At 33.1% G+C, this 18,006-nt stretch carries 18 protein-coding genes; 5 read left to right on the forward strand and 13 right to left on the reverse strand.

The annotated features are described in order from the left end of the window. Positions 1 to 45: 45 nt before the first annotated feature. From EVJ48_01760 to EVJ48_01795, 8 genes are all read right to left on the reverse strand, one after another. Positions 46 to 594, reverse strand: coding sequence for a DUF1926 domain-containing protein (locus EVJ48_01760; GenBank protein ID RZV40244.1), 549 nt, complete (start codon positions 592 to 594; stop codon positions 46 to 48). A 3,412-nt stretch (positions 595 to 4,006) separates the two neighbouring features. Then, complete coding sequence (locus EVJ48_01765) at positions 4,007 to 4,837, reverse strand: hypothetical protein (protein RZV40245.1); 831 nt, start codon at positions 4,835 to 4,837, stop codon at positions 4,007 to 4,009. A gap of 199 nt (positions 4,838 to 5,036) precedes the next feature. Next, the gene (locus EVJ48_01770; GenBank protein RZV40246.1) at positions 5,037 to 6,326 is read right to left on the reverse strand and encodes a hypothetical protein; all 1,290 of its coding nucleotides are present in this window, start codon (positions 6,324 to 6,326) and stop codon (positions 5,037 to 5,039) included. Positions 6,327 to 6,603: 277 nt separating this feature from the next. After that, positions 6,604 to 6,987, reverse strand: a complete 384-nt coding sequence (locus EVJ48_01775) for a hypothetical protein (protein ID RZV40247.1) — start codon at positions 6,985 to 6,987, stop codon at positions 6,604 to 6,606. Further along, entirely contained in the window at positions 6,980 to 8,197 is a 1,218-nt protein-coding gene (locus EVJ48_01780) for a hypothetical protein (protein ID RZV40248.1), read from the reverse strand. Before EVJ48_01780 ends, EVJ48_01775 begins: the two co-directional genes overlap by 8 nt. 2 nt (positions 8,198 to 8,199) lie before the next feature. Next, positions 8,200 to 8,421 carry a hypothetical protein gene (locus EVJ48_01785; GenBank protein RZV40249.1) on the reverse strand — a complete coding sequence of 74 codons (222 nt, stop codon included), beginning with the start codon at positions 8,419 to 8,421 and terminating at the stop codon, positions 8,200 to 8,202. A gap of 3 nt (positions 8,422 to 8,424) precedes the next feature. Then, positions 8,425 to 9,231: a ParB/RepB/Spo0J family partition protein gene (locus tag EVJ48_01790; protein RZV40250.1), complete on the reverse strand. Its 807-nt coding sequence runs from the start codon at positions 9,229 to 9,231 to the stop codon at positions 8,425 to 8,427. Then, positions 9,218 to 9,997, reverse strand: coding sequence for a ParA family protein (locus EVJ48_01795; GenBank protein RZV40251.1), 780 nt, complete (start codon positions 9,995 to 9,997; stop codon positions 9,218 to 9,220). Before EVJ48_01795 ends, EVJ48_01790 begins: the two co-directional genes overlap by 14 nt. Before the next feature lie 120 nt (positions 9,998 to 10,117). On the opposite strand from EVJ48_01795, the gene EVJ48_01800 reads away from it, so the two are divergent. The 4 genes from EVJ48_01800 to EVJ48_01815 all read left to right on the forward strand — a co-directional run bounded on the left by EVJ48_01800 (position 10,118) and on the right by EVJ48_01815 (position 11,980). After that, a complete protein-coding gene (locus EVJ48_01800; protein ID RZV40252.1) occupies positions 10,118 to 10,696 on the forward strand; it encodes a hypothetical protein in 579 nt (192 codons plus the stop codon). Positions 10,697 to 10,737: 41 nt separating this feature from the next. Next, positions 10,738 to 11,274: an XRE family transcriptional regulator gene (locus EVJ48_01805; GenBank protein RZV40253.1), complete on the forward strand. Its 537-nt coding sequence runs from the start codon at positions 10,738 to 10,740 to the stop codon at positions 11,272 to 11,274. 104 nt (positions 11,275 to 11,378) lie between these two features. Beyond that, positions 11,379 to 11,609: a hypothetical protein gene (locus tag EVJ48_01810; protein RZV40254.1), complete on the forward strand. Its 231-nt coding sequence runs from the start codon at positions 11,379 to 11,381 to the stop codon at positions 11,607 to 11,609. Beyond that, positions 11,579 to 11,980 (forward strand): hypothetical protein, encoded by a 402-nt coding sequence (locus EVJ48_01815; GenBank protein ID RZV40255.1) that lies wholly within the window; start codon positions 11,579 to 11,581, stop codon positions 11,978 to 11,980. Before EVJ48_01810 ends, EVJ48_01815 begins: the two co-directional genes overlap by 31 nt. Positions 11,981 to 12,039: 59 nt before the next feature. On the opposite strand, the gene EVJ48_01820 is transcribed toward EVJ48_01815, so the two are convergent. From EVJ48_01820 to lexA, 4 genes are all read right to left on the reverse strand, one after another. After that, positions 12,040 to 13,152 carry a site-specific integrase gene (locus EVJ48_01820; GenBank protein RZV40256.1) on the reverse strand — a complete coding sequence of 371 codons (1,113 nt, stop codon included), beginning with the start codon at positions 13,150 to 13,152 and terminating at the stop codon, positions 12,040 to 12,042. A 162-nt stretch (positions 13,153 to 13,314) separates the two neighbouring features. Further along, positions 13,315 to 13,524 carry a DUF2905 domain-containing protein gene (locus tag EVJ48_01825; GenBank protein RZV40257.1) on the reverse strand — a complete coding sequence of 70 codons (210 nt, stop codon included), beginning with the start codon at positions 13,522 to 13,524 and terminating at the stop codon, positions 13,315 to 13,317. Between the two features lie 40 nt (positions 13,525 to 13,564). Next, a complete protein-coding gene (locus tag EVJ48_01830) occupies positions 13,565 to 14,800 on the reverse strand; it encodes a DNA polymerase IV (protein ID RZV40258.1) in 1,236 nt (411 codons plus the stop codon). Positions 14,801 to 14,832: 32 nt separating this feature from the next. Beyond that, complete coding sequence (lexA, locus tag EVJ48_01835; GenBank protein RZV40259.1) at positions 14,833 to 15,480, reverse strand: repressor LexA; 648 nt, start codon at positions 15,478 to 15,480, stop codon at positions 14,833 to 14,835. 246 nt (positions 15,481 to 15,726) lie between these two features. Between lexA and EVJ48_01840 the strand changes: the two genes are divergently transcribed. Beyond that, on the forward strand, positions 15,727 to 17,286 hold the full coding sequence (locus EVJ48_01840; GenBank protein ID RZV40260.1) for a DUF445 domain-containing protein: 1,560 nt from the start codon (positions 15,727 to 15,729) through the stop codon (positions 17,284 to 17,286). A gap of 445 nt (positions 17,287 to 17,731) precedes the next feature. On the opposite strand, the gene EVJ48_01845 is transcribed toward EVJ48_01840, so the two are convergent. After that, positions 17,732 to 17,893 carry a DNA-binding protein gene (locus EVJ48_01845; protein ID RZV40261.1) on the reverse strand — a complete coding sequence of 54 codons (162 nt, stop codon included), beginning with the start codon at positions 17,891 to 17,893 and terminating at the stop codon, positions 17,732 to 17,734. Positions 17,894 to 18,006: the final 113 nt, after the last annotated feature.

Consider the following 18,006-nt stretch of genomic DNA (forward strand, 5'->3'; position numbering starts at 1 on the left):
ACCCCCTGCCCCTCTTTCGAGGGGCTTTTAAAATTAATGTTAAAATTAAAATGCAAAAGCGGTTTGTAAGTTTTTCGTTGCCTGCTCCGGCTGTCTTTTTTGATATTTTGCTTTTATTTTTATTTCGTCTTCTTCGATTTCGTCCTCGTCGAACATTCCGGCGCTTTCATTGTAGGTTTCCCATTTTTTCGCTGGGATTAAATCTATAAGCTCTGTTGCTTTTCCGTCCTGAGATATTACGGTATTTAAAGAAGCAGTAAAACAATTTTTCAAATCAAGGTAGCTTATTATCGCTTTTTCAAGTTTTCTTTCTAATTTATTTTTTTTGCCGGGAATGTAAACTTTTGCGGCTCTTGTTAAGGTAAGAAACAGGCGGTATATTTCGCCTTTTAAATTTCTATTAAAGCGGTCGAAGTCTTTCTGGTCTTTAAATTCGATGTTTAAAAATTGCGGATAGTTTGTTGCCTTCTGCATTATCTTTTCAATAAGATATGCTTTAATATGTCTATCCATAAGCAAATCTCTATTTATTACTTCTTCGTTCATTTCTTCGATTGCCATATTAACAAATGTTTCAATTATTTCGCTTTTCATTTTTTCTTCTCCTCTATTTATGGCGGGGTTGTTAGCCCCGCCGTTATTTAAAATTTATTTATTGTGAAATATCCTTTTATATAACTTTACAGTGTGTTTTATCTCGTCTGGTAGATAATAGCCCCCAATGAAAGATTTACGATTGCCATATATTAATTCAGCTTTTTTTCCTCCTTTTTTCACGTATAAATATAAGGAATGGTAGAACGTCAACGCCTCCCAATCCTTTACTTTGTATAAAATTTTTGTTGCAATTTTTAAGCTTTCCTCATTCATTCTCATTTTGTTTTCTCCTTTGCCTGCCTATGCAGGCTTTTAAAGTTAATTAAATTAAATGTGCTAACTGATAAAGGTTAAAAACTACCAAACTAAAATCTAAAGCCATTAAACTTATTCCGATTAACCTATCCATTTTCACTACCTCCGATTTAAATTTTTTTTAACTTTTAATAATTTTTTTTTAAATTTTTTTTGCTTTTTTTATCGCCCTTTTACCGTCGGAGACATTTGCGGAGTAAAATTTACTTTTTGCTTTGCAAGGCGTGCCAAAATTTGAAGAGATTAGAAAACAAAATATTTTAAATTTTTCTCTGCGTCGTTAGAGATAAAGTAATGTCAATCTATTGTTTGAATGCAAGATATAAAAACGAACTGAAAAATTTAAAATATTTTTTTTCTACTCAAATAAAAAAATATTTTGGCACGACTTGCTTAAGCAAAAAGCGTAGCGAAGCGAAGTCCGCAGGATAAATTTTACGTAGCAAATCTGGGGCGATAAAAAAAGCAAAAAAATCTAAAAAATAAAAGAAAAATATTCATACCACAAATACTACAAGTGCTTCTGTTTTAGTGAGGCAAGCAAAGCGAAGCCGAACTAAAACTCTTTTAAATCCTACAACATCGTTGTTTTTCCAAGTAAAAACTAATAAGTCTTATGCCGGTATTATGAACGCAGCGGGATCGTCGCTGTCTTAATGAAACGAAGTTTCGAAGAGAGTTCGCTTTTACTTTACTTAATAAGTAGTTATTCCTCGCTTGCGGGTTCGGGACATAAGGGAGAAAACGGGCGCAAAATCACAATTAAAAACGCCCCAGAGGACAGCCCCATACAAAAAATTATTTTGCGTCCGTTTTCGGAATAGGTTTGTCCCGAACCGTCGCCGTCCGCAAAAAAATTTCAAGGAGAATTCGATAGGTTTGGTCACAGGACGGACGTTATGGGATAACTTATCCAAGTTAAAAAACTATCCGCCGAAGCCTGTGAGCAAACCTGTCGCAATTCTCCGTCAGGCGGTTTAGGAAAATTCGATAACAGTTTTATCGTTGTCGAATTTTCCGTTAAAAACCGACTGTAAAATTTTTGCCTAAGGGACGGGCGCAAGGAGCGAGCGACGCAGCGCCCCACTAAATCGATTTAAGAACGTTAATCTTAAAAGCCTGTCCAAAGAAAAAGCTGGATTAACTTAAATTAAGTCCGAAAAATGCGCTCAGGTTAAGTTACCGATACTCTGCTATACGGCACGATATAAAAAAGAATCGGGCGCCCGTTGCGAAGCAATGGGCTAAAACTATAAAGATGCCGTATAGCAGATAAGATAATATAAATACGTATAGCCGGATAAGCATACGGTATGCGTATAGATAGATAAACAGTCAGGTATTAGCAGTGAAGCACGTGCAGGGTTCAAGAAAGACAGGCGGGGTATTCCACTAAAGCATTATAAAGACGAAAAGACTTTTAAAATAAAAAAAGCTCAAACGAAGACGTCCACCCCGCCGTCTTTCTTGTGTAAGAAAAATAAGCGGCGCAAGCCGTTACAATTTTGAAACGAAAAGGCGGTTAAGAATAAAAGTTAAAAGAAACTATCAAAGCGGGAATCGGAACGACGAAGATGTTCCGAGAGAGCCCCAAGGCGAACGAGGAACGAAGGGAAAGGAAAAAAATGGAAAGGAAAAGAAGGGAAAGGAAAAAGGGAAATAAAGGAAAAAGGAAACGAAAAAAAATTATCCGTTTATTCGGAGACGAAAAAGGAAAATTATTTATACCGTTCACTACGAATTAGATTTCAAAAACACAACATCGTTGTTTGGTTCGCAAGTGGAAACGAAAGCAAAAAAACGATGTAAGAAATTCTTCTACGAAAAGCTGAATAGGAGTGTAAGGCTTTCGCTGTGGAGTGGAACGGCAGGATTGCCTTGTTGATAAAAAAATAAAAGTGCTAAATTGAATTACGTAAAAAAAGACGATAAAATTCAAAAACAAAAAGGCAATCCGAAGTGAAACGGAACAGCATCAGTTTTTATTTTGCCCAAGACGAAGTCTTGCTTTAATGGCAAAATAAAAACTCTCAACTACTCCCCCTTGCGAATAGCGAGGGGGTGAGGGGGGTGTCTCACGTGTGGCTTCAGTGCGAGATATTGACTTTCCACTGTTGCAACTATAAAAACGATAAAAATAAAATAAGATAAATGCAAAAAATAAAAACGAAAGTCAATATCCGCACGGTGTAGCATTCGCGGCGATTTCTTTCAACTTAAATCGCCGCGAATGCGTGCAAAGAGGTTCGTAGCCGTATCGGCTTTTAAAATAAAACACGCTTTTTTGTTTTATTTTAAAAGCCGAAGGTTTCACCGCTTCACTTTAAGGTGAAACCGGTAGGCACGAACCTCGTATATTTTTTTTTATTTTTTATGTTTTTGCTGCGGCTCTCTTAGATGGTTTTACTCAACTTGAGTAAAAAATATTGCAGAACACAACAAACTACAACTTAAATCTTCTGCAATATTTTTTATGAGCCGCAGCGATAAAAAATAAAAAAAAATATACAACACACTATACAACTTTGTCGGTGTTTTTCAAATTCAAAATTACTTAATAAAATTGAATACTTAACTATGGCAAATTACCGTATATATTTGAGTGGGGGGTAACTACGGGGGGTAGGTGCATTTTTTTATGTTTTTTTATGGTTAAAAATCGACCGTATTTTGCATTTAAAGGCGACGATTTTATCTCTGAATAATTTCTTATTAGATAAAAAAATACGACCTTAAAAACAGTTTTAAGAGCGTTATTTTTTTCATAAAAATGAATTGAAATTTTGTCATTTTAAAAACAAAGATTTGCAATTTTAAACTTAAAAATTAAAAAAAATTTAACGATAATCATTCTGCTTTTTTATAAAAAAAAATAAAAAACAATCTAAAATTTAAGTTAATTCCGTCAAAAAGTTTTTAACTTTTAGATGATTTTTGAATTAAAAAACGGCTTTCAAATTTTAATTTTAAGGCTTGTTTTTTTCGTTCAGGACGTTTACTATCAGGTTAAAAATAGGCGGGATTAAAATCGATTTTACGCAAAAAAAACGCCGGATAAAATTAATTTCCGGCGTGAAAAATGATAAAAACAACCTTAATTCAGTCCAGTCCATAGTTTCAAAAAAGTTTCGGGATTAGAAAAAAAATCGTCTAAAACTACGACTAAATTTTTATCTGCCGCATCCGAAAAAATCATTTTTTTGTCTAAAACCGAATCGTATTTAAACGACTCGCCGGCGTAATTCATAAATATTTTTATTAATCTTTCTTTATCTTTTTGACTTGGCACAAGCCATACCGTCTTATCGTATTCCTTAAGATATTGCGACCAAAAAAGACGCTTACCGTAATGCTTGTGGTCTGGTTTTATGTTAAGTTCTATTTCTATTAATAAGTTTAAATTTCGAATAAGAATATCGGGACGGATTTTATATTTATTCTTTTTGTCTATGTAAATTCTTTCGTCGTTATAGTCGTCCAAAACCGATTCCGTTTCATAATTTAGGAGTTCGTTTTTGTTACCGTTTTCATCTATCCTAAATCTTTCTACTATGGCGGCTACCCTTCGGATGTATAAATTATGTTTAAGATGTTCGCCCTGAACGCCTACTGTTTTTATTTTTTCTTTGCCGAATAATTTACAACCTTGAGTATCAAGACTAAATGCCGTCAGTAGTTCAGGTTTTGCATTCCAATCAGGGGAATTTATCGTGATTCTTGTTTTACGAATATAATTGTAAGAGATTAGTTTTTTAATTCTGTCCCAAAAAGCTCTGTCACTTTTTTTATTCAATAAAATTTTGGCGGTTACGTCGTCAATATATTTATTGTCTGCTATAAATCGCAATAAAAGTTTATCGTTATTTTGTAATTCTATTCTTTTTTTGCTTAATGAATCTTTAATTTTTGAAAAATCTATCGTCATAATTTAGCTGTTTTTTTATAAAAAAAATAATTAAATATAATCTAAATTTTTACTCCAAAAGTCATTGCTCAGATTGCAGTTTGAAGCGGTGAAAATTTTTCAAAATTTTGAATATTGACAGGCTTATATTTAACTCCCCCGCCGAGAAGTCCCCGTCTGTTAGGGCGAGGATAACAGGCGGTAATAGTTTCTTTATCTTTTACGCCAGTATTCTTTCCGTTATCCAATTGTTATTCCTCCTTATATGCTCTATTTTATCTGCGGCAACCTGCTTATAGGATTTGCCGTCCGCTTTTATATAGTCACCGTTAATATCCTGAACGTAGCAGGCGTTTCCGGTAAATCCCGAAATATATCCCTTTTTACCGCATACCTTAACTTTATCCCATAATGCAAACTTCCTGCCGTTTACGGTAATTTCTTTGGTATTTTTAGCGTTCCTGACCGAATGGACGTTAGGCTCTTTTCTGCCTTTCCTCGCCGTAGCTTCGTGCAGGGAACGTTTCTTTTTTCTTGCCTGCTTAATAACAGTTATAAGAATAACGTTATCTTTTACTTCCGTTATGCCTGTAATAGCTATGGCGTCGTTATAATGCTCTTTTTCTAATTCAAGACTGCGCCTGTTTATAGAAGTAAGATAGCCGTAGGTAAATGCAACCTTATCTCCATAAATAGCCTTAAATTCGTCCATAAGTTTATATCTTACGGCGTTATACATTGCGGCGGATATAAACTGCTTTGCTTTTTTGAGTTTTGATAAAGCTCCTGTCTTATGTCCTTTTATATGACAGCTTTTATGTAATAACGCAAGATTATCGGGTTTATTAGTCCCGCCGTCCGCTCTCGGTATTATATGGTGAATATGCCAGCCGTCATTTTCTTTGTAACCTTTATGACAAAGCTGGCATTTGCCGCTTTCTCTTACGAGTAAAAACTGCTTGGCGTTTTCATAGCCGTATAAAGAGCCCTGCTGATATTCAACGCCGGATATGTCGGGATTAATAAGTTTTTGCATATCGAATTTATTAATTTCTATTTTTAACGTATAATCGGGATAATAGCTTACGAGTTCGTTAATTTTATTAACTATATGCCTTGCTTTTTGTTCTATGCTCGACGGTAACCGTCCTGCTTTTTTATTGCAGCGGTTTAAAAATCTTGCCTTGCGGTAACGGGTATTTCTGTTTCTTCTACTACGTCTCAATACTTTTCTTGCCGCAAGTAAAGATTTAACGTCGGTTCTTAACCTGATTTCGCCTTTTTCTACTATTTTACCGTTATCCAACGCTACTGCGTATCCGGTAGTATCGCCGGGGTCAACGCCTACGGTTGCGTGCTGGACAATTTCGGGAGTATCGAACAATAACCGGATAGTAAACGGCTTTTTCGATATTATTACCGCCTTGCCTTCTTTTAGCATACGCCTTACCTTGCCGTATCTTTTGGTCGGCATAAGCTGTTTTCCGTTCTTGCTAATTACTTTTACCATTTCTTACCTCTAAAAAGTTACTGTAAGTCTTCCTTTTGGAAGTTATTGCCCATCGGCAATGTTATAAGCGCTTTGTTAAATGAGGTTGACTAAGAGTTTCCTCTTTGTTTACAGAGCCTCGATAGAGCTTGACGCTTGGGCATTACGTCAGGGTATCATCACGCAAATAACGTAGTATCGGTTATGTCTCCGATACTTAGCCTAGACAACCAATTACTCTTGAACCTTACGGTTCAAACCCCGTCCGAAAGGGCGGGGTGATTGACATTACTCCTCCTTATTCACCTAAACGTTTTTTGTCGTCTAAAACGTCGAGCGAAAACTTGTTTTTTTTATCGCTTTTTATGCAGTAATCTTTTATATTTTTTTCGTCCTCTTTTAAAAAAAATCTAATAAGAAGAATGGCAAGCGTAGATAGAAAAAGAAATAAAACTATATAGAAATAAATTCCGAGCAGAGCGCTTGAATGTTTAGTCGGAGATACATAAATATAGCCGTAATATCCGTATTTGACAAACGTAAAAACTTTTGAAAACATATCCCCGAACACAAACGTAAAATAGCGTCCGTAGAACAATTTAAGAAACAAAAAGGGAAGGAAAAAGCATAAAAAAATTATAAAAATAATCGACAGAGCTTTGACTACGTGGTCTTTATACATTCCTTAGCGCTTCCTCCATATTGATATGTTGAAACTTCATAATACACTTCGTTAAATCCTGCCTTATCAATATTTTTCCTATAGCGTTTCCCGGTTTCAAAGCCGATATCGCAGACGGCTGGACGAGCCAGTCTTTTACCTGCCCTGACGACACCATTGTAGTTCCGTGCGTCTCCATCGTGCGGGATTTAACCTCTTCGATTTTATAGCCGAAGAGTCTCGAAATATCTTCGTTCCTTAATCCGTCCTGCGCGAAGATAATTTTATTTCTTGCGTTGTTTAGTATGATATCTAAAAGCGTCGGATCAAATCTATCGGCATCGGAAAATGACTGAGTAAGCAAAGCTATTTCGATTCCGAATCCTCTTATTTCTTTTATAATTTTACTGAAATAAGAAAACATTAAATCCGAAAATTCATCTATGGCAAACGTCATAAGAAAATCTCTCTGACGCGGTTTTACAAGTCTGATATACTCTATCGTCATTCTTCCGAAAGCGTTTTCAGTTTCGATATTTCTTAGCGAAAACCAGTTGTCGGCTTTAATATCTATATTTTCCGCATCTTCATAATTTAAATTCTTAGCAAGAGCGAACGGCTGAAGTTTATTTAAAAAATTAGATATCAAAGAGGCGTAATCTGAGTTATTGACTATACCCGATAAAATTAGTTCTTCAGGCTTCGATAAATAGCTTTTATAAGTATCGTACAGCCTTTTCATCTCGTCCCTAAATAACGATAAAAACAATTTTTCAAAGGTAATATTTTCGATATAATCTATCGCAAAAGACAGAGCCTGAACCGCAAAATTTTGATAAAACGTTTCTTCCGTAGATATAACTTTAGGATAGAGCGAATTCTTTAACATTTCGAGTATTTCATCTTTTTTAAGACCTTTAAGCAGATTTATTTTAGATTTCATATCGTAAAAATTAGCTTCCGGCTTATAAATCCTTGCGACCATTTTTGCATTTTCATCGCCCTTGCCGTCTATTACCGTGATATTTTTTTTATTAATCCAAAGCGGCAATAAAACGCTTTCGGTTTTTCCGGAGCCGGTTATACCGAAAGCTATCATATGGGCATCGGGAAAAGGGATTTTTATAACAGGACTGTCATCTTCTTTGGTCATATCCTTGATTAAGGCAAAAACCGGCAACGATTTTTTTTGCATATTATCAGACTGCTTTTTGTTATTTAGAATATCCAAAATTATTTTTCCTCCGTTTTTTTAGATTTAGCGGCTTTATTTTTCCCGTTAAGGTCTTCTATTAATTTCTGTTTTGAACTTTCAATTAAAGTTTTAACTATTTCCGACTGTTCTACTTTGTATTTCTTGGAAACTTCCGTTATTAAATCGTAAATAGATTTTGAAATTTTAACGTTCTTTAACGAAACGGTTTCTTCTTTTACGAGTCTTTCAAAAATAGACATAACTTAATCCTCCTTAATTTTAATTATTTGTTTTAATATTTTTTCCGTCTTTAATCCCGATGGAATTTTTAAAGTTATACTGGTCATTTTTTTTAAAAATAAAACCGACATTTTAGATGAATGTTCTTCGTTAAACCGGTTTATTAAATAGGTGATATTATCATTATCCAACGAAGAATTTTTCTTATTTTGAATATCTTTAATATGCAGTTCATCAAAATCTTTTATTATCTCTTTTTTAACTTTAGCTTCGTCAATTCTCGAAACTTCTATCGCCTTTCTTACGTTTTTTTTGGTTATTTTGCCTTGCAAATCGTTTTCTACGCTTAAAAGGGAAATCATATCGCTTATATGACTTTTGCTTTTACCGACAAGACTTGCTATATCCCTTATAGTTTTGTTTTTGTCTAAAAGTTTTTTATATGCCTTTGCAAGCTCTATGGGTTCTAATTCTTTTCTTTGCAGATTTTCTATAATCTGAATTATAAAAATATCTTCTTCCTTTATATCGTTTCTTATATTGGCTTTGATAGTTTTTAAGCCTAACTGTCTAAACGCCGCAAGCCTTCTTTCGCCGCATATAAGATTATAGTTGCCGCCACCGTCTTCTTTTACTACTATAGGTTCTAATAATCCGTGGGTCTTAATAGAATTCATAAGTTCGTCAAACTCTCTACCGCCTATATTTTCTCTTGGCTGCGAATATATTATTTTGACTTTTTCAGTTTCTATTTCGGTTTTATCGGTTTTATTTTCTTCGGCTTTTCCTCCGAGCCAAGACAAGGGATCTTTTAGTTCAAATTTTGCCATATTTGCCTCCCGTAATTTCTTTGGCAAGGTCGATGTAGTCCGCCGCGCATTTAGAATTATTTTTGTAAGTATAAACCGTTTTACACATTGCTTGAGCTTCTTTTAATTTAGTATCCGTTCTAATAACCGTTTTAAACATTTTATCTCCAAGCTGAGGTTTTAAAACAGATTCATAAATTTGTTTAGATACGGAAAGTCTTTTATTATAGCCCACGGCTAAGTATCCCATTATTTCGAGATTATTATTGATTTTTGATTTCACTCTGTCAAAAGTATTCAAAAAATCCGAAAGGCCGTCCACGGCAAACTTTTCAAGAAGTATAGGCACTATTATCCGGTCTGAAGCGGCAAGGGCGTTAAGTGATATTAAACCTAAAGAAGGCGGGCAGTCGATTAAAATATAATCGTATTTGTCTTTTACGTCCTTAAGAGCGTCCTTTAAAATATATTCCCTGCCTATTTTCATAAAAATTTCAAGCTCTACGCCCGATAAAGAAATATTCGAAGGCACTAAATCAATGCCGTCAACGTTGATTACGACATCTTTTAATAACGCCTTTTCCATTAAAACCGCTGATATTGATTTTTCAGGTTCTACTCTTTCGGTTAAATGAAGCGTAGCGTTTGCCTGAGGATCTAAATCTACGAGCAGAACTTTTTTTGAAGCAAGAGGCAAAGTTAAAGATTTTGAAAGATTAACGGCCGTCGTAGTTTTACCGACGCCGCCTTTCTGATTTACGATAGAAATAATCATAAAATCCCCCATTATAGCGAAGTTAAATAAAAGTCCGCAATGCGGATTAATAAAAAAATATCACTTTAATAAATGTTTGTCAATACAAAATTTATTGACAATGTAATTTTAATATGATATTTTTTAAACATTATGAAAAAAATATTAATTCTTATCTTTATTTCAGCTTTATTTTTTACGGTAAGAAATACATTCGCTTATAATATAGGAAACCCTGACGCTAAAATAAAAATAATAGAATACTCCGATTACGAATGTCCATATTGCAGAAAATTTGAACTAAAAGTATTTCCATATATTTATAAAAACTATATTAAAAGCGGCTATATCGATTGGGATTTTAGGGATTACCCGTTGGTAAATATTCATGCTTTCGCTTATAAGGCGGCGGTTATAGCCGACTGCTCCGGAAATAATTATATGACGGTAAGGTATTACCTTTTTAAATATCAAAACGAATGGAAACAAACCGGAAATATATATAAAATATTAAAAAGATATATAAACATAAAGCCTGTGGAAACTTGCGTTAATACGAGATACTCTCAAAAGATAGTAGATAACGATTTAAGGCAAGCGTATAAATTGGGATTAAGAGCTACGCCGAGTTTTGTTATTGATAAAAACGGCAAATATTTACAGACTATAAAAGGATACCATAATAGCGGTTTTTGGTATTTGACTTTGAATTTTCTGTTATCCGACAAATAATTTCTTTAACTGCAATTGTCAACTTATTTTTTTAATTAATTATGAATATAAAAGAAGTCAATAAAATCATTGGAAATAATATAAAAAAATATAGAAAAGGACAGGGAATCACGCAAGGTGATTTATCTAAATCTTTAAAAATAACGCAGCAAGCTATCGCTAATTACGAAAAAGGTTTAAACCGCATTGCTTATGATAAACTTGAGCATATAGCTGTTTTACTCGGTATTCCTTTGTTGTATTTTTTTTTAGATACTAATAATGAAACTTTAGTTAATAATATAAATTTCGATTATTTATTGAAGTTAGCTTCTGATTATTTCGATATAAAACTCAATGAATCGCTTAAAATAGACCTTAAAGAATCATTGCAAAAAGTTTTTCAAAATAAGACGATTAGAAATCAATTTTTTGGAGAATATGGACAATTTCAAGGGGGATTTAGGGAAGTTAAAAAACTGATGGATATATATATATCAGGAAATGAAACATTAATAACTAATATAAATAATCAAATAAATTTAATACATTCAATGCTCAAAAAGACAAACTTAGATAAATATCCCGAAGAAGAATGAAAATAGTAAAACAAATGCTTTTTCCTAAACTTGATTATCTTTCCGTATAGTGGTATATTTTATTATATAATGAGTTATAAAAAATTAAATAAGGGGTAAAAAAAATGGATAAAAAACCAATAAATACTGAAGATGCAATGGATGTAGCAAAAGGAGTGGCCGAAAAGGCTGGTTTGCCTTTAATGTTTACAACTATAAACAGCATTAAAAAAGAAAATGAAGAATATATTATAATATTATCCAATACTTTAAATAAGAATAGTTATAAAGTTCGTATTAATGCTAAAACCGGGGATGTAATCGAATGGGAAGAGATGATACAACAGAAGCCATAGAAAAAATTGGGAAATATAAGCATAGAGCCGAGAAACTTTTTGAAAATGCTAAGATATTCTTAGATAAAGGAGAATATGAAAAAACCGGAGAGTTTTTATGGGGTGCTCTTGCGGCATATATTAATGCCATTGTATTTCTCAGGACAGGCGAAGCAAAATATAGCCATAATAAGTTAGTTACGGCAGGAGAAAACATTGCTAAGGCTACAAAAGATGCGGATTTATTAAAGGCTATTCGTCAAACAGGACAGAAACTTCATGCGAATTACTATCATGGTTTTCTTATTCTTGAAGATTTTAAAGATATGTTTCCTGAAATCGAAAATGCAATAGAAAAACTTGATAATATTCTCTTTAATGAATTAAAATAAAAAAATCCTTTCAAATTTCCGTTTTAAGGCCTTTGACTTTTTATTTAGTTATAAAACCATTAATCTTTTTTACTACTCTTATTCCACACGTCGTCAACGGCCTTGCGTAAAGTGCTTGGAACTAAATGCGAATACCTTTTCGTCATCTGCGTTGTTCTATGTCCCAGAAGTTCCCCTGTGATATAAAGCGACGTCCCGTCCATTACCATTTTACTTGCGAAGACGTGCCTTAAATCGTGAATGTGCATATCCTTAAATCCCGCATTTTTACAGGCGGTATTGAAAGACTTCTTAAAATCGCCTAATTTAGCCCCGTTTTTGTTAAATACGTATAAACAGTCCTGATGTTTTTCAATACCGCCTAAAAGCTCTTTTAAGGGCTTACTTATCGGAACATAGCGGTCATACTTAGTCTTAGTTCCCTTTATGGCTATTACGTCGTTCTGTAAGTCCACGTCGTCCCATTTGAGGTTAAGGGCTTCCCCTTTCCGGCAGCCTGAAAGGATTAAGAAAGTTATTAAGTCTTTAGTAAGTTTATTGGAAGCTCCATTAATCAATTTTAAGATATCTTTATCGGATAAAGTTTTTAACCTGGACAGCTCGTTAAGTTTTTTAACGCCGCCTGCCGGATTCTTTTCGATGAGTTCCTTTTCAATGCAGAAGTTAAAGAAGTGATGAAGGGTAGTTATTTCTAAATTTACCGATCTGAAACTTATTTCGGATTCTTTTTTGCCGATATTTTTCGGCATGGCCATAATTTCTATTTTTCTTTTCAACTGGTAGTCTTTGATATTAGACTGCGTAATATCGGAAATGCTTTTGTCTTTAAATATAGGTAGGAAATGTTTAGATAGGCTTATTTTATCTTTCGTAGTCTTGCTTGAATGGCTCTGGTTTTTTATATATTGCTCCCATGCCGTTAAAAAGGTATAATTATTTTTAACCGGCATGCTGAATTTTTTCCGGACCAGATCGGCTTCTATTGTATTTGCTATTTGCTGAGCAAGTTTCTTATTGTCAGTTTTGGTAGAACCGCGGTATCTGAATCCGTTAAGACGTATTTGATACCAGTATGTATCGTTTCTTTTATAAATGCTTGCCATATTTAGCCGTAAAATAATGTGGTCGTTTTTGTGTCTAAAATAAAAATACGATACGGTAAAATATAGCATTTTACGGACTAAAAAAGCAAGAAAAATTTTAAATATAAAAACCGCAAAGCATTAAAAATATTGATTTAGCAAGGCATTAATGATAATAAAAGCTTATGACTCTTAATCAGTAGGTCGTCGGTTCGATCCCGACACAGCCCACCAGTAAAATAAAGACTGTAATCATTTTCTTATTAAATACATAATAATAGTCAATATTATGCTTGCAATTATACTTAATCCCAATGGAAAATAAAAAGTAAAATTGCCTTTTTTAATTATTATATCTCCCGGAAACTTGCCTATAGGCAGTTTATGAAAAACAATAAATAATAAACCTAAAATTATCAATACTATTCCGGTTAATATAAGGAATCTGCCTAACCCATACATATATTTAACCTCTGAGCTTTTGAAATTAATTTGTTAAAATTTATACTTTTATATCCATAAGCGGCATAGAAAATCTAATTTTATGTCCTGCGTTTAAAGAAGGAATGCTTGAAGCAAGATGAACGGAATTTCTTCCTAATTTTTTATTTATACCGTCTATAGAATCGTATATGCGTTTTATTTTATCAATTTTAACAATATCGTCAAAAAGCGAATACTGGACGTTTTCCGTAAGGTACAAAACTATTTCCGTCTGCCTGTATAGATATATTTTTTCATATATATACTTAAAACCTTCTTTTAAAGCATTCATAAGAAGAGGCGGGAAGGCGGAAGGCGTAGTAAGTTTTATCTGAACGCCGGTTGTTTTAAAATCCTGCGTTTTTAAAAAAATAGAAATTTTTGCGGCGGCTAAGTCAAATCTTCTGGCTTTAGCGCAGGCATTTTCTAAATTTTTAGTAAGTTCCGAAAAAAGAAACATCTCGTCGCTTGAGGGCGGATAAAAACTCTTAGCCTTGCTTATAGTTTTATAAGTCGATTTAGCGGATGCGTTAATTCCTAAAACTGCATTTCCTCTAAGTTCAAGCCATGTTTCTTTATAAGGTTTAGATAAATACCTACCTATAAAATTTTCGTCTTTGAGAGCAAAATCTAAAGCGGAATTTATGCCGAATTTTTTCAAAAGATACGCCGTATTATTTCCTATGCCCCAGACGTCTTCAATCTTGATATTGCATAAAATATTTTGTATATCCCTGCCTTCTATTACGGCAAGCCCTTTAGGCTTTTTAAGTTTAGAAGCTATTTTAGCAAGCGTTTTCGTTATGCTTACGCCTATCGAAACGGTTATAGACAACTCTTTTTCTACCGCAATCTGCATTTTTTTAGCAATTTCTTCGTAGGAACAGGAAAACACCCTTCGTAATCCGCTTAAATCGACGAACGCCTCGTCTATCGAATACTCTTCTACCTGCGGCGAAAAGTTTTTTATTATATTAAACATACGTAAAGAAAAAAGGGAGTATGCTTCGTAATCGGATTCTATAACTATAAGCCCGGGACATATTTTTTTAGCTTCGAAAGACCTCATGCCGCGCTTTACTCCTTTTGCTTTAGCTTCATAGCTTAAAGCCGTTATAATGCCCCGCTCTTTTCCTACCGCGACGCATTTTCCGTTTAAAGACGGATTTAACGCACGCTCGCATGCTACGAAAAAAGCGTCGGCATCTATGTGGGCGATAGCCTTCGGCCATGAATGTACGCAAAAATTGGTCATAAAATTTTTGTTATACGATTATAATTTAACCGCTATTTATATTTTCTTATAGTGCCTACTACGACTCCAGCAACCGTTAATTCCTGTTTAGGCGTTATAATCCCATATTTAGGGTTTGCAGCTTCAAGTATATATTTGCCGTTATCTTTTCTGAGATATTTTATCGTCCAGTCGCCGTCTACGCGCGCTATTACTATGTCCCCTTCTTTTGGCGTCAGCGATTTATCTACTACTACAAAATCTTTAGGCATTATGCCGGCGTTAATCATAGAATCTCCTGAAACTTCAAGCATAAAAGAAGAATTTGGATTTTTTATCAAAAGCTTATCGATAGAAACGCTGTCTAAAAGCTCTTCTTCCGCAGGACTGGGAAAACCGGCTTCAACGCTTCCAAGAAGCTTAATAAGACCGCCGCCTGCGCCTGCCGCCGCAAAAATAGCGGATGCATTAGTCATCAGCATAGCCGCCGTATCCGCATAAATACCGGAAACCGGCAGTAAATACCCCTTTGAATCTTTTTTTAAAAAACCTTTTTCTATAAGCTTGCCGACTATTTTAAAAACCGCATTTTTTGATTTCACCCCGAATAAATCCGTCATTTCGGAATAAGTCGGCATCCTTCCGCTTTTTATATAAAAACCTTTTATAGAATCAAGTCTGCCCTTAAGTTTTATATCCATATTTATAATTTATAGCGGAACAATATGAAAAAATTAAATTAATTAAATTAAATAATGATGAAATTTAAATTTTGAATTATTGAATTATTTGAAATATTCTATATTTATTTACGGCATATATATCGCGATATATAATATATATATTATAATACAGTAAACAATCGTTCACTGTCAAGCAAAAAATAAGCAGTAAAAAAAGCAAAAAAAATTATATCAATACTATAAAATAATGATAAAATTAAAAATATGGATTTAAAAGCCAAAAATAAAATTATCGCAAATCTCTTTCTTTTATTTGCTTTTTTAATTTTTTTAGCATCTTACCTTATACACGTCGATAATATCTGGATATTTATACTGCAAAGGGCTTCGGCGGCGGCGCTTATAGGCGGTATCGCCGACTGGTTTGCCGTAACGGCTTTATTTAAATATCCGCTCGGACTTCATATTCCGCACACAAATACCATTAAAAACAATAAAGAAAAAATTATTAATTCGATAAGCAATACCGTCAACGATATATGGCTCGGCAAAAATTATCTTGCAAAAGAAATAAACGACATAAATTTTTCCTATATCCTGCTAAACATTATAAAAAAAGATAAAAACAAAAATAAATTAATGCTGTCTTTAAGAAAATTAATTTTAAAATCAGTTAATTATGCCAAAACGGATAAATTTAAAAATTTTTTACATAAAAATATCGATAAAGCATTGGACAAAACATTGTCCGACGACAATATATCCAAAAATATAATAAGCAAATTTGCCGTATTTTTGGAGTCCGAAGATTCGAATTATATTTACGATAATTTAATTAATTATATAAACGATTATATTAAAACGTATAATGCGGACGTCCTGTCAAAAAAAATCACGGACGCGTATTCGGATGAAATTATAAAATCTATAAAATTTGCGGGAAATAAAATAATAGATGAAAATTTCGCCTACATTATATCCGATTTAAGCGGCTTCGCAATACGGAACATAGAAGAAAACAGGCCGTATTTAAAACAACAGATAGCCGATATAATCGAAAAATATAAAAGCAGTTCCGCCTTAAAGAACGTACTGATGTTCGTAGCGGAAAAAACGAATATTATCGACATAGACCGTCTTTCTAACGAAATTATAACAAAAATTATAGATTTTATTAAAGATATAAAAAACAACGAAAATAACGAGGTCAGATTAAATATAAAAGATTATATTTTAAGCGCATTAAACGATATAGACAAAACTTCAAGGATTCAAATTTTAAATGCAGTAGAAAATATTATCGACGAAAATACCGATAAAATAAAAGATTACATAATAAACTATTTAAATAACGACGAACTGAAAAAAACGGTTAAAAACAAACTTTCAAATTTTATTAATTCGGAGGGCTTAAATATTATAGTTCGTTTTAAAGACCGGTTAAAAAGCATTATGCGCGACGCAATAATAAATTTTATCGGTTCAATACTTAAAAACAACAAAGAATATATCGTTAATAAAAAATTGTTTAAAGAAAAATTTAATTATCTTTTTATTTTCATAGAAAACGAAATATCTAAAAACGCCGATAAAATTGATGTTTTTTTAAAAAACAACATTATATACGTTATGAAAATCAATCATTCGGCTATAGGAAAACTTATAAGAAAAAATTTAGAAAATCTCGACGAAGATAAATTAGTCGGCCAAATCGAAGATAAAATCGGCAACGACTTGCAATATATAAGAATAAACGGCGCTATAACCGGTTCTTTTATCGGAATCATTATAGCCGTATTGAGTCTTATTTTAAAAAAAATATAAATAATATAAACAATACTTCCGCATAATCTGCAGAGAAAAAATTTTATGAAATGAAATTGCCTTAAAAGTGCTTATTTACTGCGGTTTTGAATGGAGCCGGCGATAGGAATCGAACCTACGACCCGCTGATTACGAATCTAACGCCCCCTATTTTTTAAAATCCTTATATTTACCTCAACATTTAGTATTTAAGCTATTTTACGGTTTCTATATTTTATGTTATTTTCTATATTTTTATGCTTTTTAGTAGATTTTTTTAGCACTGTTTTAGCACTGTTAAAAATAAAAAAAATGGGAGATTATTAATCTCCCAAATAATAAGCTTCTGTTTAGAATATTCCAAATAAACTATAAGGAATAATTGTTTAATAATTTTGCCGATAACAGCAAAACCGACGCAATATAGCATCTTAACTCAAGCTTATTAAATTATATTATATTACTTTTAAGATTTTAACAATACCAAAATATCGTTTTCCTGAAACCTTATCGAACCGCATATTTTTGTAGATTTTAATTTTTTACGGTAAACCCAATCATAAATTGTTACCGGCGATACTTTAAAAAATTCTGCAACCTCCTTGACCGTATAAAGTTTTTCTTTCATTCATAAAACCTCCGCGTTCCAAAACGCAAAAATAAATTGACCGACTGATAATATTATACATTATATTATATATAATGTCAAGCTTTTTAAAAACAGTGCTATTTGACTTAATT

Source organism: Candidatus Acidulodesulfobacterium acidiphilum, from assembly GCA_008534395.1.
Taxonomy (GTDB): Bacteria; SZUA-79; SZUA-79; order Acidulodesulfobacterales; family Acidulodesulfobacteraceae; genus Acidulodesulfobacterium_A; species Acidulodesulfobacterium_A acidiphilum.